Origin of the sequence: Pacificibacter marinus, from assembly GCF_900109555.1 — a bacterium.
In the GTDB taxonomy this organism is placed as follows: domain Bacteria; phylum Pseudomonadota; class Alphaproteobacteria; order Rhodobacterales; family Rhodobacteraceae; genus Celeribacter; species Celeribacter marinus_C.
In genome coordinates, this window is the sequence record NZ_FNZV01000009.1 from 17,177 (window position 1) to 32,839 (window position 15,663).

The following is a 15,663-nucleotide window of genomic DNA, read 5'->3' on the forward strand; positions in this document are numbered from 1 at the left end:
GAAATTTAGGGGCTGCGGCCATTACTGCGCATCAGAAAACTGACAAAATTTGAGGGCGCAAGTATCAGTCGCGCCCTTTGCATGGTTTGACGGAATGGTTTGACATTTATCGTACAGGTTGTGAGTGTTTTGAACGATAGAATGAGCCGATATTTGGCGTGATTGAGTGCAGGAGGATACGATGCGGGCATTGGTGATGGAGCAGGGGTCAGATGGGCTTGCGGCTGCGCATGTGAAAGACATTGACGAAGGTATGTTGCCTGCGGGCGATGTGACCGTCAAAGTTGAATATTCAACGCTAAACTACAAAGATGGCCTGTGTTTATCGCCCAAAGGTGGCGGACTTGTGCGCAATTATCCCCATGTACCCGGCATCGACTTCGCGGGCATTGTTGAGACATCCAAAGACGCACGTTACGCCCCCGGTGACAAAGTTGTGCTGACAGGCTGGCGTGTAGGTGAGATGCATTGGGGCGGTTACGCCGAAAAGGCACGCGTTTCTGCTGACTGGTTGGTGCCTTTGCCCCACGGCCTAACAACGCGCCAAGCAATGGCCGTCGGCACAGCGGGCTTCACCGCAATGCTCGCGGTTTTGGCGCTTGAAGATCACGGATTAACGCCTGACAAAGGCCCTGTGCTGGTCACTGGTGCTGCGGGTGGCGTCGGATCTGTTGCAACTGCGATTTTGGCCAATTTGGGCTATGAGGTCGCTGGTGTGACAGGGCGACCTGAACAAGCTGAGTATCTTAAATCCTTGGGCGCATCGCAGATTGTAGCGCGCGGCGACATCAATGAAGTTGTCAAACGCCCGCTTGAGGCGGAAACATGGGCGGGCTGCATTGATGCTGTGGGCGGCGAAATGTTGGCGCGCATCTTAGGCCAACTTAAATACGGTGGCTCTGTTGCCTCGATAGGCTTGGCTGGGGGGGCAAACCTGCCAGCCAGCGTCATTCCATTTTTGTTGCGTGGTGTGAACTTGTTAGGCATCGACAGCGTGATGCAGCCGTTTGAAAACCGCCAACGCGCTTGGGCGCGGGTGGCGACAGATTTGCCTCTGGACAAATTGGACAGTATGACGGTCTCGGCCACCTTGGATGACCTGCCCAAACTTGGCGCAGATATTTTACAGGGCGGGGTTAAAGGCCGTGTGGTTGTTGAAATTTGACCCTGTTTGTACAAAAACCTGAACAAAATTGAATTCTGAAAGAGCGCTTGTGACTGATTTACATACCCTCGTGCCTGTGGTGGGGCTGCTGCTTGTTATTGGCGCATTTGGTGGCATTTTGGCCGGACTTTTGGGCGTGGGCGGCGGCATCGTTTTGGTGCCTGCGTTCTATTTCGCCTTTTCATATCTGGGGTTTGACTCTGATATCTTAATGCAAATTTGTGTGGCGACTTCACTGGCAACGATCATCGTCACATCGCTTCGATCGGTTGCTGCGCATCATAAAAAAGGCGCTGTGGATTGGGATATTCTCAAATCACTCGCCCCTGGAATTGTGTTCGGTGCCGTGCTGGGAATGTTGACGGCCAGCGTGCTTAAATCGTCAAGTTTGCAGCTTATTTTTGGCGTTATGGCGGTGATTGTTGGCATTTACATGGCCTTTGGTAATGTGAATTGGCGGTTGGGCGCGCAAATGCCCAAAGGCGTTTGGCGTAGTATTTTGTCAACTGCGATCGGGTTTTTATCTGTGCTGATGGGAATCGGTGGCGGATCGCTTGGGGTGCCAACGATGACGCTGTACGGCGTGCCTATTCACCGCGCTGTGGCCACGGCTGCGGGACTGGGGGCTGTGATCGCCATTCCGTCTGTGGTGGGTTTTTTATTGGTGGATTTGCCGCAAGATATCACGCCGCCCTTCACCATTGGCGCTGTGAATATTCCGGCATTTTTGATTGTGATTGCAATGACGTTGATCACGGCACCTTACGGGGCGAAATTGGCGCACCGGATGAATCCAAAGCCACTCAAGCGCTTGTTTGGGGTGTTTTTGATTTTGGTGGCGTTCAATATGCTGCGCAAAACTTTTGGCGCTTAGTCAAACGTGCGTTTAAGCCGTGCTGCGCGTCCGCCGCGCCGCGTGTTTGGGGCAGGGCTGCGGTTTGGCAGATCGGCCATAACGGCGCTGCGTTGATCTGGTGTCATTTTGGACCAGCCGCCGATTTCGTCGATTGAGCGCGCGCAGCCCAAGCACATCCGTGTCTCAGGATGAATTTGACACACTTTGGTGCACGGACTTTCAATCTCTGCCCGTACCCAGATTTTATCCGTGCTTGTATCTGACGTTTTAATCATGATGCAGTTTTCAAATGGCCCAAACGGTCCAAAGCCCCTTGCAAAATCAGCCCAGCGGCAACTTGATCGATCTTTTCGGCACGTTTTGCACGCGACATATCTGCCTCAAGCATCACGCGCTCTGCAGCCACGGTCGACAGGCGTTCATCCCAGTAAGTGATTGGAATTTCAATCAATTGACTTAGGTTGCGCGCGAATGCACGGGTCTTTTGGCAACGCGGGCCCTCGGACCCATCCATGTTACGCGGCAATCCCAAAACAACGCCGCCAATCTCGCGTTCTTCAAAGACTTTGATCAACTCTTGCGCGTCCAGTGTGAACTTTTTACGCCGCACGGTCATGGCCGAAGATGAAATAGACCGAAAGCGATCAGATACCGCGACACCAATGGTTTTGTCACCAAAATCAAGCCCAGCAATCGCGCTCATCGGGGCAAGAGTGCCCGCGAATTCGATAATGTCGTCGAAAATTTGCGTGCTCATTGGGTCACTCCTGCGGATTGGGCCGCGGCGCTAATTTGCGCCAAAGCTTTGGGGTCAGGTCCAAAGATGATCTGAGCCTCGTTCCATATAGCACGGGCACGCGCAGTGTCACCCAAAACGCCCAAAGATGAAATCAAGCGGGCCCATTCTTCTGGTGATCCGCCATCATTGGCCAATCGCGCTGACAGTTGATTGACCATCGAGCGAATGAAATCTTGTCTGTCGTTTGCATCCATATCTGCGGCTGCGTCGATGTCATCGGCTGTTGGGCCTTTCAGGCCAGCGTTGGGACTCGTCGCCGAAAGTGGGGGCAGGGTGTAACGCACTCCAGCCGCCTGTGCCACAGCTTCGATTTGGCCACGAATAGGCCCGACCCACAGATCATCAGGAGCGCTGTTTGACAACAGTCTACTCCACAATTGAAAGGTCATATCTGGCCGCCCTGTTTGGGCAAACATCAATCCCGCATAGTAATTTGCAGTGCCGTTGTTCGCGTCGCGGGCCATAGATTTGGTGATCGCTGCCTCGGATTCAGGTGAAACATACCCGCCCACAGCAAGGATCATCATATCGGCTAAGCTGGCGTAATCTTCGGCTGTTGCCCCGTCACCTTTCAGATCAATCACACGTTGTTGCGCGGCATAGGCATCGCGGTATTCGCCCACGACAGCGGCATTGCGCGCCATAAGCATGTGGCCTTGCAGGTCATTCGGGCGCGTGTCCAAAGCTGCGCGCAGTTTTTCCAAAAGCACGATATGTTGTGGATCAGGCGTGTCCAAAGGGGGCGAGGCGGGCGCTGTTTGTTCGGCTGTGGCCTGCGAAGGGCGGGTTTCGCGCAATTCGTTTGCCCATTCCAAGCGGTCTTTGAGCGGCAGGTCTTTGTACCCAAGCGCGCCCATATCGGCGTAAAGCCAGATGCCACCACCGAGTACCAAAGCCCCCACAGTCAAAGCGGCCCAAAGGGGCAAGGGTGCATCTTTGGTGATATGCTGTTTGCCTTTGGTGTCGGCATCAAGCATGCGGCGTGAAATTTCCAAACGAGCGCGTTTGGCGGCCTCGTCAGATAACATGCCGCGTGACAGGTCTCGTTCGACTTCGGACAATTGGTCTTTGTAGACCCGCAATTCAACAGCAGTGTTGCCACTGTCATCCGCGTCAGAGGCGCGCGCGCGCAGCAACACCAGCACCAAAGGCGCTGTAGCCAAAGCGGCGATGAAAGAAACGATGATCCAAAAGGTCATAAAGGTATCCGAGCCAAGACAGGTTTGGATGTCAGGTGTAAACGGGGATGATCTTGTGCGAAAGCCCCTATCAAACAGATGTGACTCTATGGCTCGCTTGATGGCGCGCTTGGCAATCTGCGTGGTGTTTTGGTCTGCAAACCCCCGCAAGCCTCTAGCAAGCCCATGAGAACTGCCTTAGATTTGCGCGGAAAGTTGCACAAATCCTAAGGGCTAAAGTACAGTTGAGGTAAATTCGCACAACTTGGCTCGCAGCCCCTTGACCCCGCGCACACATAGCCTCACCTATAGGGCAATCAACGCACCACATTAAAGGGAGCCTTTATCATGGCCTTTTCACTTCCAGATCTTCCATATGCACACGACGCCCTTGCGGATCTTGGCATGTCTGCTGAAACGCTCGAATTTCACCACGACCTGCACCACAACGCTTACGTGACCAACGGGAACGCTGCGATTGCTGGCACTGAGTGGGATGGCAAATCTCTCGAAGAGATCATCGTGGGCACTTACGACAAATCTTCTGTCGCGCAAAACGGCATTTTCAACAACATCTCTCAGCTTTGGAACCACAACCAATTTTGGGAAATGATGGGTCCAAACGGCAACGCGATGCCAACTGAGCTTGAAAAAGCATTGGTTGAATCCTTCGGTTCTGTCGATGAGTTCAAAAAGCAATTCTGCGCTGCTGGCGCTGGTCAATTCGGCTCAGGTTGGGCTTGGCTGGTCAAAGACACAGACGGTGCTTTGAAAGTCACCAAAACTGAAAACGGCGTGAACCCTGTGTGTTTCGGCCAGACAACTTTGTTAGGTTGTGATGTTTGGGAACATTCCTACTACATCGATTTCCGCAACAAACGCCCTGTGTACCTCACTAACTTCCTTGAGAAGCTTGTGAACTGGGAAAATGTTGCATCTCGTTTGGGCTAAGCCCCTAGATATAAACATGATCTAAGAAAAGGGCGCCCTATGTGGCGTCCTTTTTGTTTTAATGGCGTGCGGCGTTCTATTTTTACAGAGGGGCTGTGCGCAGGTTTCTGCTTTGGTATACCATTTTTCCCTTGCAGGGCGGGCCTGAATATAGCCAATTGCACCTATGACTGAACACACCAAAGGATTTATCGCGCTTTTTGCGGCCTACACATTGTGGGGCATCTCAGCGCTGTATTACCGCGAGGTAAATCATGTGCCTGGGCTTGAGGTTCTGGCGCATCGGACGTTTTGGTCTTTCGTGCTGTTCGCTGGACTGGTTGTGCTGCAAGGCCGTTTGAAAGAGCTGGCATTCTTGCTGCATCCCAAAAGCGGCACACAAGGGTTGTACCGAATTGCCCCAGCTGCACTGTTTGTGTCGCTCAATTGGTTTTTGTTCATCTACGCCATTCAAACGGATCAAACGCTTGAGGCCTCGCTCGCGTATTACATCTTTCCGCTGATGGCGGCTGGAATTGGCGTTGCTGTATTTGGTGAGCGCCTTAAGGGGCTGCAATATGTGTCGATGCTTTTGGGGCTTGCTGCTGTTGTGGTCTTGACGATCGGTCTTGGCGCGGCGCCGTGGTTGGCGCTGACCATGTCTGGCAGTTTTGTCATGTACGGCACGATCAAAAAAGGATTGGCCGTTGGTCCTGTGATTTCAATGGCGGCCGAGGCCACATTACTTGCGCCCATCGCGCTGATCTATTTGATCGGCGCCCAGATTTGGGGCTGGGGCGGCACCGCGTTGCAACCTGCGGGTGCCTTTGGCCTATCTCTGACCAACACGTTGTTGTTGATCTTTTCAGGGCTGGTCACCAGCACGCCGTTGATCTTGTTTTCTTACGCGTCGCGCAGGGTGTCTATGATCGTTTTGGGTTTGGGCAATTACCACAATTCAACACTGCAATTGATTATAGCGGTTCTGGTGTTTGGTCAGGTGATAACCCTGTCACATATGATTGCTTTGCCGATGATTTGGACGGGGTTGGCCTTGTTCACATGGACTGCATGGCGCACAGAGCGCCAAGCACGTCAGTTGGCACGCACTGCACGCAAATCAGCGGTCAGTTCTTCGACAGAAGAAACTGTTTTGTAAAAGCTTTTGTTGATGTCAGAGGCAAAGCCTTCAGCGATTACATGATCAATCAGCGCCTCAAGCGGAGCCCAGTAATTGTTTACGGACAGCAAATAAATTGGTTTGGTGTGTAGGCCGATTTGTTTCCATGTCAGCACCTCGAAAAACTCATCTAAAGACCCCGCACCGCCGGGCAATACCACGATAGCATCACAGTTCATGAACATGACTTTTTTACGCTCATGCATATTTTCTGTGACCACAAATGTCGACAAATCTGCCTTGCCCACTTCTTGCTTAAGCAAGTGCACAGGGATCACCCCAAAAGTAGCACCGCCTGCATCTTGGGTGGCGCGCGCGACAGCGCCCATTAATCCAACATCCCCCGCACCGTAAACCAATCGCCAGTTTTCATCAGCAATCGCACGGCCAAAATCTTGTGCTGCTTTTGCATAGTCTGGATTGCCACCAGAGCGCGCACCGCAAAAAACACAAACAGATAGAGAAAAATCGGCCATTTTGCGGTCCTTTGATGTGAATAAGGGCAGGAAGTCTTTGACCCTTGTTAGGCGCATTGTTACCGTGGCTCAACCCCTCTCAAAAGATGAGGGGACTTAGGGAAACGGGAACATTAATATGCCTTTCAAACAGGCCTTTGGCACGGCGGCACGGCCCGTCGTGGGGGTGTCGGCTGCTGCAATTGCTGTGGCCATCGGATATTTCGTCTACACAGGTGGCCAAGATGCTGCGGATATTGTGCCGCCGGATGCATCCAGCGTTAACACCAGTGCTGAAACTGTCGCTGAACCTGTCATGGACGCTGCGCCTGATCCAAAACCTGTTGCAACTGCGCCGGAACAAACAACGCAAACAGTTGCACAGACCCCAACGGTTTCAACGCCAGCGCCCGTTCAAGACACGGCAGATATGCCGCTTGCAAACCCTGTTGAAAAACCAATGGATGCTCCGAGCCAAACTGCCCCCAGCAATCAAGTTGCGCAGACGGAAAATACGCCAGCCATACAGCCCGCAGATGATCCAACTCCTCAAGCTGTTCCTGTTATCGCGGCGCCAAGCATTGATATCGTGCGCATTCCTCCAGAAGGAATTTCGACAATCGCTGGGCGCGCTGACGCTGGTTCTGATATTGTGATTTTCGTTGATGGTGTCGAAGTGGCGCGAGCCAAGACAAGTGGCAGCGGTGAATTTGTCGCTTTGTTCGAAGTTGCACCTGAAGAGCGGCCGCGTGAACTGCAAGTCGCCGCACAAGTCGGTGATGCACAGGTGTTTTCCGCAGGGGCGATCGTGATTGCGCCCTTTGTTGCCCCGTCTGAGCCCGCGCCTTTGGTGGTTGCTCAAGCAGCCCCGCAGGTCGTGGCGCAAGTGGCGCAAGTCGAGACAACTCAAACCTCAGACGAATTAAATACACCAAGCGAAGCAACCACAGCAGATGTGGCCCCACAGTCAGAGAACAGCACGCCTGTCCCAAAACCAAGCGGTACGGATGCGCCAGTGTTGGTCCAAGATGTTGCTCCCAAAGTAGCACCAACTGTGATGCAGGCTGATAGCACAGGTATCAAAATTTTACAGTCTGCCACTCCCATCGAAGGTGTGAGTATCGATGCGATCACCTATGATCCACAAGGCGCAGTCTATGCCTCTGGGCGCGGGCGCTCTGGGGCCACTGTTCGATTGTATTTGGACAATACGGCCTTGGTCGATGCGCCGATTGGGGCGGATGGTCAATGGCGTGTGCAATTGGATGTGCCAACAGGTCTTTATACGTTGCGTGCAGATATGATTGATGGCGCGGGCAAGGTTCTAAACCGTGTTGAGATACCATTTAAGCGCGAAGATATCGCTGTTTTGGCAGACTTAGCAGCAGGACAGGTCGAACAAACTCCAACGGATCAACCCGAAGAGAAACCACAACAGATAGACCCCACGCAAGTGACACCCGAGGCGGTGGATGCATCCTCTGACAGCGCGGCTTCACAAGCTCCAACGCCAAAAAACATACCGCAAGCGCGGATTGCATCCGTTACCGTGCAGCCTGGAAATACACTATGGGGCATCGCAAGCGACACATACGGACAGGGGCATTTATATGCCCGTGTTTTCGATGCAAATGCGGCCCAAATCCAAGACCCCGATTTGATTTATCCTGGTCAGGTGTTTGTCTTGCCAAAAGACTAATTCGACAATTTTAGTCGTCTATTTGAAACGGGTGAAAAGGGGTAAGCTTTTGGTTTGCCCCTTTTTATTGGCCCGCAAGAGACCTATATAGATCCCCTTGTCGTTCGTCCCAAAGACCGTGGTGGCGATGACAAATTGCCCACCTTCGCTTACCCACAAAGGCCCCTTCATGTCCCCACGTCCCTCCATAACCAGTTCCAAAGGCCCCGACAACGGATGGAGCGTCGTGCGCCAAGTGGCGCCTTACCTGTGGCCACGCGACAACCGGTCTGCGCGGGTGCGGGTGGTGTTTGCCTTGTGCTTTATGGTGCTGGCCAAACTGATTTCCGTCAGTGCGCCATATTTTTACAAACTCGCTGTGGACGCGTTGAGCGGCAGCACGGCAGATCGCCCAGAAATGCTATTGGTATTTGGCGCGATTGGGTTGACCGTTGCCTATGGGCTGGCACGTTTGATGACCAACGGATTTCAACAGTTGCGCGATGCCATTTTTGCGCCTGTCGGACAGTCGGCATTGCGCAAGCTCGCCTTGCAAACCTTTGAACACATTCATGCTTTATCGCTGCGCTATCATCTAACCCGTAAGACTGGTGGCCTGAGCCGTATCATTGAACGGGGGGTGAAAGGCGTGGCCTTTTTGCTCAACGTGCTGCTGTTTGGTATATTTCCGCTGATCTTAGAATTGGGCATGATCCTGATCATTTTGTGGAATGCTTTTGGTCTGTCCTATTTGATGGTCGTGGCGGGGACGATCGCGACCTATGTTTTGTACACCTTTAAGGTGACCGAATGGCGGGTGAAAATTCGCAAGGAAATGAATGATCAAGACAATGATGCCAACCAAAAGGCCGTCGACAGTCTGTTGAACTATGAAACGGTCAAATATTTCAACGCAGATTCTCGCGAAATAGCACGTTATGATACTGCCATGGCTGCTTATGAAAAAGCGGCTGTGAAGACAGAATATTCATTGGCGCTTTTGAACTTTGGGCAGTCCTTTTTCATCACCTCTGGTCTTGTGGCTGTGATGGTTTTGGCCGGATTTGCGGTGCAAAACGGGTCTATGACCGTGGGCGATTTCGTGATGGTCAACGCTTATATGATCCAAATCACCATGCCATTGAATTTCTTGGGGTCGATGTACCGTAATATCCGCCAATCTATGGTGGACATGGAAGAAATGTTCGAACTTTTGGGCCAACCTGCTGAAGTCATCGACGCACCCAATGCAACTGCGCTCAAAGTCACAGGGGGGGCGCTTGAATTTAAAGATGTGGATTTCGCATATGATCCCGAGCGTCCTATTTTGAATGGTCTAAATCTGTCTGTGCCCGCAGGCAAAAAAGTGGCCGTTGTTGGTCCGTCTGGGGCGGGGAAATCGACCATTGGGCGGATGCTATTTCGGTTCTACGATATCGCTGGTGGCAGTTTGTCTATTGACGGTCAAGATGTGCGCGATGTCACACAAAAATCGCTACATGCGGCGATTGGCGTGGTTCCGCAAGACACGGTACTGTTCAACGATACGGTGCTGTATAATATCGCTTATGGCAAAGACAACGCGACCCATGACGAAATTATCGCAGCGGCGAAAAAGGCGCAAATTCATGACTTTATCATGGAACTTCCACTGGGATATGAGACCCAAGTGGGCGAACGGGGGCTCAAGTTGTCAGGTGGCGAAAAACAGCGTGTCGGTATTGCGCGCACCTTGCTGAAAGACCCGCCAATTTTGCTGCTGGACGAAGCCACATCAGCACTCGATACCCAAACCGAACGCGACATTCTGGGGGCTCTAAAGGCAGCTGGCGAAGGGCGTACCGTGATCACCATTGCGCACCGTCTGTCTACTGTCGCCGATGCTGATGAGATCATCGTTTTGGAAAAAGGTCATGTGATTGAGCGTGGCACGCATGAGGTTTTGCTTGAAAAACACGGCAAATATAGTGCCATGTGGGCGGCACAAGCTGAGGACCGCGATGCAGCTGCGTGATGTCCTAGGCATTTGAAATATATCAAAAAGTGATCCAACGGTGATCTTGATGCGTATCCTGTAAAAATTAGGGCAGGTTATGACAATAATTTGGTGGATACGGCGCGATATGCGTCTCGCGGACAATCCCGCTTTGTGCGCTGCTGCGCGAAATGGTCACGTGATACCAGTGTTTATCTGTGACCCCAGTGTTGAAGCATTGGGGGCCGCGCCAAAATGGCGACTTGGCCTGGGGCTTGAACACCTTATGGCGCAAATAAATGCACTTGGCGGGCAGGTGATTTTGCGCCGCTCGGATGCGCTTGAAGCCCTCAAATCTCTGATACAAGACACTGGAGCAACCGCTGTCTATTGGTCGCGCCTGTATGATGCCGATTCAATTGCGCGTGACACCCGCGTCAAAACTGGCTTGCAAGAGATTGGCGTTGATACACAGTCTTTTGAAGGGCATTTGCTGTTCGAACCTTGGACAACACAGACCAAACAAGGCGGTTTTTACAAAGTATACACTCCGTTTTGGCGCAACGTGAAAGAGCGCGATATACCAAGTGCTTTGCCAACCCCAAAGCTGACATTTACAGACCCGCCTGCCACCGATGATTTGACGAGTTGGCACCTTGGCGCAGAGATGAATCGCGGGGCAGATGTGGTGTTGGCTCATGCACGCGTAGGCGAGAGCGCCGCGCAGGATCGTTTGGGCGATTTCATCGATGAAAACATCGGCCATTACAAAGCCCGTCGGGATTTTCCTGCCGAGCCTGTGTGCTCTGGCCTGTCGGAAAACCTGACTTATGGTGAAATTTCGCCGCGCCAGATTTGGCACGCAGGTCAACATGCTTTGTTTGAAGGCGCACAAGGGGCCGAACATTTTTTGAAAGAACTGGTGTGGCGCGAATTTGCCTATCACTTACTCTATTATGTGCCAAATTTGCCCCAAGATAATTTTCGATCCGGCTGGGAAAAATTCCCATGGCGCGACGACAATAAGGATGCAAATCTATGGCGGCGCGGGCGCACTGGGGTGCGGTTTGTCGATGCGGCCATGCGTGAAATGTATGTGACCGGCACGATGCACAATCGCGCGCGCATGATTGCAGCATCTTATTTGACCAAACATCTTTTGACCGATTGGCGTGTTGGACGTGCTTGGTTTGAAGAGTGTCTGATCGACTGGGACCCGGCGGCAAATGCGATGGGATGGCAATGGGTTGCAGGATGTGGGCCTGATGCTTCCCCCTATTTTCGTATATTTAATCCAGACGGACAGATCGATAAATTCGACAAACGTGGCGTCTATTTGGACCGCTGGATTGCCGAAGACACGCCGGAGCCAAGCGTGACTGCTTTGAGCTATTTCAATGCGGTGCCGCGCAGTTGGGGGTTAGATCATAACGCAGCTTATCCTGCACCGATTGCACCATTGAATGACGGGCGTTTGCGGGCTTTGGCAGCTTACAGCGATATGCCGAAATCTGGTTAACCGCAGCAGCTGTACAGTCGTTGTACGCGGCTCGGTTCTTGATTTTTTCTCAATTTAGACGAACATACCACCGTTCAACAGGTGGATTTGATACAAAAAGGGGTCCAAAATGCTTGATCATGCCAACTCAGAGTTCGATGAATCCCAAGTTCTGACCAGCGCAAAAGGTCAGCGCAATTTGCCACGGTATTTTGCTGTTGCGTTCGACGTGATCAGACGTTTAGAGCGCGGTCAGCTTGATTTTGTGCTCACCGATGGGCGTGTGTTTCGCGCCAAAGGGATAGCGGACGGACCGCACGCGGTGGTTCAGTTGAACAATGATGACGTCTTTGCACGTTTGGTGCGCGAAGGCGATTTGGGGTTTTGCGAAGACTATGTGCAAGGCGGTTGGGACACGCCCGATTTGCAAGCCTTTATGGACTTGGTGCATGCCGACAATGATGAATTGTATGATGGGTTTCCAGGTCTGGGTTTGCTGCGCGCCTATGAACGTTTGCGTCATTGGCTCAACTCAAATTCCAAACGCCAAGCGCGTAAAAACATCTCGCATCACTATGATTTGGGCAATGCGTTTTATGGCACATGGCTTGATGAAACCATGACCTATTCATCTGCTTTGTTTGAAACGCAAAAGGAAACTTTGGCCGAGGCACAGATCGCAAAGTATCGGTCGATGGTGGATGAAATGGGCGTTCAAGCGGGTGATCATGTTTTGGAAATTGGCTGCGGCTGGGGGGGATTTGCCGAATACGCTGCGGGTCAGCGTGGCATGCGCGTCACGGGTCTGACCATCTCGCAAGAGCAGTTTAATTTTGCCACGAAGCGTATTGAAAATGCAGGGCTTTCACACCTTGTAACGATCAAATTACAAGACTACCGCGACGAGACAGGCCAATACGATGGCATCGCGTCGATTGAAATGTTTGAGGCGGTGGGGGAAAAATATTGGCCTATTTATTTTGAGACCGTGAAAAAATGTCTCAAACCTTCAGCGCGCGCGACATTGCAAATCATCACAGTCCAAGATCGTCGATTTGAAACCTATCGCAAGTCAGTGGATTTCATCCAAAAACACATTTTCCCCGGTGGAATGTTGCCAAGCCCAACGGCTTTGCGCAGACAGATCGTGCAGGTTGGCTTGCGCTACGAGACGTCCAAAGAATTTGGCGAAAGCTACAGCAAAACGTTACGCCTGTGGCATGATACGTTTAATGATAAATGGGATGACATTGCAGCGCTCGGATTTGACACAGAGTTTCGTAAAATGTGGAATTTTTATCTCACCTCTTGCGCTGCCACCTTTCACAGTGGAAATTGCGATGTAACACAAATCACAATGTCCAAACCGAAATGAGTTTCTATGCCCACAGCCTCAAAACTTGCAGCTTTTCTTTGGTATGCACTGGTCGCATGGTTTAGCGCGCAATTGCTGCTGAATTATCTGCCACTGGGTGTGCAAACGGGGTATTTCACCACCATCTGTGCAGTTTTTGGTGGGTTTATTGGTTGGACATTTGCGGGCGCGCGCGCAGGTGATACCATGTCTGCAGCTTATGGATACGGACTGACGACGGTCATATTGATCGTCTTGTGCTGTGTGTTTTATTTCTCGGTCGAAGAAATGCTGCATCGCTCATTGCGCAATCGCTATGGTGGTCTGTTGGACGCGCTGACGGGTTGCGTGTCGCTTATGGAACAAAACTTTGTGCTTTTGTTTAAATATGATGTGGTAATAGTCTTGATCTTTGGCGGTATGTTCGGCGGTTTTTTGGTGGAAAAGGTGGCCAGAAAATGGTCCTGAATTCTGCATTTGCAGGCATCAAACACCTGTTTTCCGACGATGATTTTACATACCTTCAGACAGCACTGAACGGGGCAGACTCTTTTATCACGCCTGAATTGATCATCGCCGCCGCGCATGAGGTTTTAGCCTATAAACCCTTTGAGCCAGCCCAAAAGGTGTCGCAACGGCGCGCCATGATTTTGGTGCGGGCGAACAGTCGCTTGCTGGCCCAAAAAGGGCGTCCTATGGGGCAGGGCACTGCACTTGATCGCAAGGGACACGGCGTAGAGGATGTCCATGTTGCAACCAAAACCTATCCCTATTCTGATTTTTTCGCAGTAGAAGATCTAAGACTGTCGCACAAACGATTTGATAGAAAAATGTCAGCGCAAATGGACCGCGCCACGTTTGTATCGGCAGATTCTGTCACGGTTCTGCCCTTTGATCCTATACGTCAACGTGTTCTTTTGATTGAACAATTTCGTATCGGACCATTTGTGCGTGGTGATCAGCACCCTTGGCTTTTAGAGCCTATTGCAGGGCGTGTGGATGCGGGGGAAACTCTGGAAAATGCGGCGCGGCGTGAAGCCGTTGAAGAGGCGGGTGTCACACTTGGTGACCTGCACTGCGTTGGCGGGTATTACCCGTCCCCCGGTGCGCTGACCGAATATGTGACGTCCTATGTTGGCATCGCGGATTTGCCCGACAATGTGGTCGGAATTGGCGGTTTAGACACAGAACATGAAGATATCGCAAGCCAGATTTTAAGTCTTGAGGACCTTTTGACTTTGGTCGATCAAGGCGCGCTGGACACAGGGCCACTTATGGTGACAGCACTTTGGTTGGCGCGGCATAAAGACGGTCTTTGCCCGTCATAATTATCCCATAGCTTAGTTGATTTTACGTTTTTTTGGGCTGCATCCAGAGCCAAATCAACGCCGCACCAGCCAGCGTTAACAACGGAATCATCGCGATATTGACCGCGCTCCATCCGTCTTGTGGCGTGCCGCCAGAACAGTTCATCAAACCGCCTGACGCCAACGAGGCAATGGTCACACCGCCAAACACCAGAAGATCATTCATGCCTTGAACACGGCCACGCTCAGATGGTTCATGGGCCGACGATAGCATCGCGGTTGCACCGATAAAGCCAAAATTCCATCCGATTCCAAGCAAGATCAACGCGATGAAAAAGTTTTCAAGCGTCACGCCAGACAGGGCGACGATCCCAGCCGTTCCAAGGATGGTCAATCCGATCGCCATGATTTTTTCCACGCCAAAACGCGCAATCAAAGACCCCGTGAAAAATGATGGAATGAACATCGCCAAGACGTGAAAAGATACCACATCCGCCGCGCTGTTTTGCGAGAACCCACAACCGACAACAGCCAAAGGCGTTGCGGTCATGACAAGGTTCATCAACGCGTATGACACCATGCCAACGATAATCGCCACAGCAATGCGCGGCGTTTTGAGCAATTCAAATTTACTGCGCCCCAGGCTTTCACCTTCTTTAGGTACGGGCGGTTTTGGGATGTCCAAGAACAAAAACAGCGACGAGCCGATTACGTTAATCGCGATCACTGCCAAATAGGTGCCCAAAAACGGCACGATCATAGACTGCGCTGTCAGTTTGACCAATTGCGGGCCGATGATGGCCGATGCCAATCCGCCCGCCATCACATAAGAAATTGCCTTGGGGCGAAATGCTTCGGACGCAGTATCTGTGGCGGCAAAGCGAAAGAACCCTTGGGACGATTGATACACTCCTGTGAGCAGCCCGCCGAGCACAAACAGCCAAAAGTTTTGTTGTAACAGCGCTACAGCGCCAATGGCCGCGCCCACTGCGCCAGCCCCCGCACCGATGAAAAAGCCAACTTTGCGCCCGTGTTTTTGCATAATACTGGACATGGGCGTCGCCGACAGCATCGATCCCAAAACCGTTGCTGTGATCGGCAAGGTCGCAAAACACAAGTTCGAGGCCAAAGATTGCCCCGCAAGCCCCGCGATGGTAAAAATCATTGCCATCTGTGCGCCCAAAAATGCCTGAGCGGCCACCAAAATGAACACGTTTCGTTTGGCTTTTGCCTCGGAATAGGGGGCAGTATGGGACATTGAAACGCTTTCTGGACTAGGGCATATGCC

Annotated in this window: 15 protein-coding genes; 10 read left to right on the top strand and 5 right to left on the bottom strand. The window is 51.9% G+C overall.

Annotated features, from left to right (window positions below; genetic code table 11):
* Window positions 1-181: 181 nt before the first annotated feature.
* Window positions 182-1,165, top strand: a complete 984-nt coding sequence (locus BM025_RS12095) for an oxidoreductase (RefSeq protein ID WP_085849825.1) — start codon at window positions 182-184, stop codon at window positions 1,163-1,165.
* 49 nt (window positions 1,166-1,214) lie between these two features.
* Window positions 1,215-2,039: a sulfite exporter TauE/SafE family protein gene (locus tag BM025_RS12100; RefSeq protein WP_085849826.1), complete on the top strand. Its 825-nt coding sequence runs from the start codon at window positions 1,215-1,217 to the stop codon at window positions 2,037-2,039.
* Here BM025_RS12100 and BM025_RS12105 read toward each other — a convergent pair.
* The 3 genes from BM025_RS12105 to ccmI are packed head-to-tail and all read right to left on the bottom strand — an operon-like array spanning window position 2,036 to window position 4,019.
* Window positions 2,036-2,296 carry a DUF1289 domain-containing protein gene (locus tag BM025_RS12105; RefSeq protein ID WP_085849827.1) on the bottom strand — a complete coding sequence of 87 codons (261 nt, stop codon included), beginning with the start codon at window positions 2,294-2,296 and terminating at the stop codon, window positions 2,036-2,038. The genes BM025_RS12100 and BM025_RS12105 overlap by 4 nt on opposite strands.
* Window positions 2,293-2,778: a Holliday junction resolvase RuvX gene (gene ruvX, locus BM025_RS12110; protein WP_085849828.1), complete on the bottom strand. Its 486-nt coding sequence runs from the start codon at window positions 2,776-2,778 to the stop codon at window positions 2,293-2,295. The genes BM025_RS12105 and ruvX overlap by 4 nt, the downstream gene beginning before the upstream one ends.
* Window positions 2,775-4,019 carry a c-type cytochrome biogenesis protein CcmI gene (ccmI, locus tag BM025_RS12115; protein ID WP_085849829.1) on the bottom strand — a complete coding sequence of 415 codons (1,245 nt, stop codon included), beginning with the start codon at window positions 4,017-4,019 and terminating at the stop codon, window positions 2,775-2,777. Before ccmI ends, ruvX begins: the two co-directional genes overlap by 4 nt.
* Before the next feature lie 327 nt (window positions 4,020-4,346).
* Between ccmI and BM025_RS12120 the strand changes: the two genes are divergently transcribed.
* Complete coding sequence (locus BM025_RS12120; RefSeq protein ID WP_085849830.1) at window positions 4,347-4,949, top strand: superoxide dismutase; 603 nt, start codon at window positions 4,347-4,349, stop codon at window positions 4,947-4,949.
* A gap of 166 nt (window positions 4,950-5,115) precedes the next feature.
* Complete coding sequence (gene rarD, locus BM025_RS12125) at window positions 5,116-6,087, top strand: EamA family transporter RarD (RefSeq protein ID WP_085849831.1); 972 nt, start codon at window positions 5,116-5,118, stop codon at window positions 6,085-6,087.
* Here rarD and BM025_RS12130 read toward each other — a convergent pair.
* On the bottom strand, window positions 6,024-6,584 hold the full coding sequence (locus tag BM025_RS12130; protein ID WP_085849832.1) for an LOG family protein: 561 nt from the start codon (window positions 6,582-6,584) through the stop codon (window positions 6,024-6,026). The two genes, rarD and BM025_RS12130, sit on opposite strands and share 64 nt — an antisense overlap.
* 118 nt (window positions 6,585-6,702) lie before the next feature.
* On the opposite strand from BM025_RS12130, the gene BM025_RS19510 reads away from it, so the two are divergent.
* The 6 genes from BM025_RS19510 (at window position 6,703) to BM025_RS12160 (ending at window position 14,396) form a co-directional block, all read left to right on the top strand.
* Complete coding sequence (locus BM025_RS19510; protein ID WP_085849833.1) at window positions 6,703-8,262, top strand: LysM peptidoglycan-binding domain-containing protein; 1,560 nt, start codon at window positions 6,703-6,705, stop codon at window positions 8,260-8,262.
* 169 nt (window positions 8,263-8,431) lie between these two features.
* On the top strand, window positions 8,432-10,255 hold the full coding sequence (locus BM025_RS12140) for an ABCB family ABC transporter ATP-binding protein/permease (protein WP_085849834.1): 1,824 nt from the start codon (window positions 8,432-8,434) through the stop codon (window positions 10,253-10,255).
* Between the two features lie 79 nt (window positions 10,256-10,334).
* Window positions 10,335-11,735, top strand: a complete 1,401-nt coding sequence (locus BM025_RS12145) for a cryptochrome/photolyase family protein (protein WP_085849835.1) — start codon at window positions 10,335-10,337, stop codon at window positions 11,733-11,735.
* A gap of 109 nt (window positions 11,736-11,844) precedes the next feature.
* Entirely contained in the window at window positions 11,845-13,089 is a 1,245-nt protein-coding gene (locus tag BM025_RS12150) for an SAM-dependent methyltransferase (protein ID WP_085849836.1), read from the top strand.
* A 6-nt stretch (window positions 13,090-13,095) separates the two neighbouring features.
* The gene (locus BM025_RS12155; protein WP_085849837.1) at window positions 13,096-13,536 is read left to right on the top strand and encodes a TrgA family protein; all 441 of its coding nucleotides are present in this window, start codon (window positions 13,096-13,098) and stop codon (window positions 13,534-13,536) included.
* Window positions 13,527-14,396: an NUDIX domain-containing protein gene (locus BM025_RS12160; RefSeq protein WP_085849838.1), complete on the top strand. Its 870-nt coding sequence runs from the start codon at window positions 13,527-13,529 to the stop codon at window positions 14,394-14,396. The genes BM025_RS12155 and BM025_RS12160 overlap by 10 nt, the downstream gene beginning before the upstream one ends.
* Before the next feature lie 22 nt (window positions 14,397-14,418).
* On the opposite strand, the gene BM025_RS12165 is transcribed toward BM025_RS12160, so the two are convergent.
* Window positions 14,419-15,633 carry an MFS transporter gene (locus tag BM025_RS12165; protein WP_085849839.1) on the bottom strand — a complete coding sequence of 405 codons (1,215 nt, stop codon included), beginning with the start codon at window positions 15,631-15,633 and terminating at the stop codon, window positions 14,419-14,421.
* Window positions 15,634-15,663 lie beyond the last annotated feature (30 nt).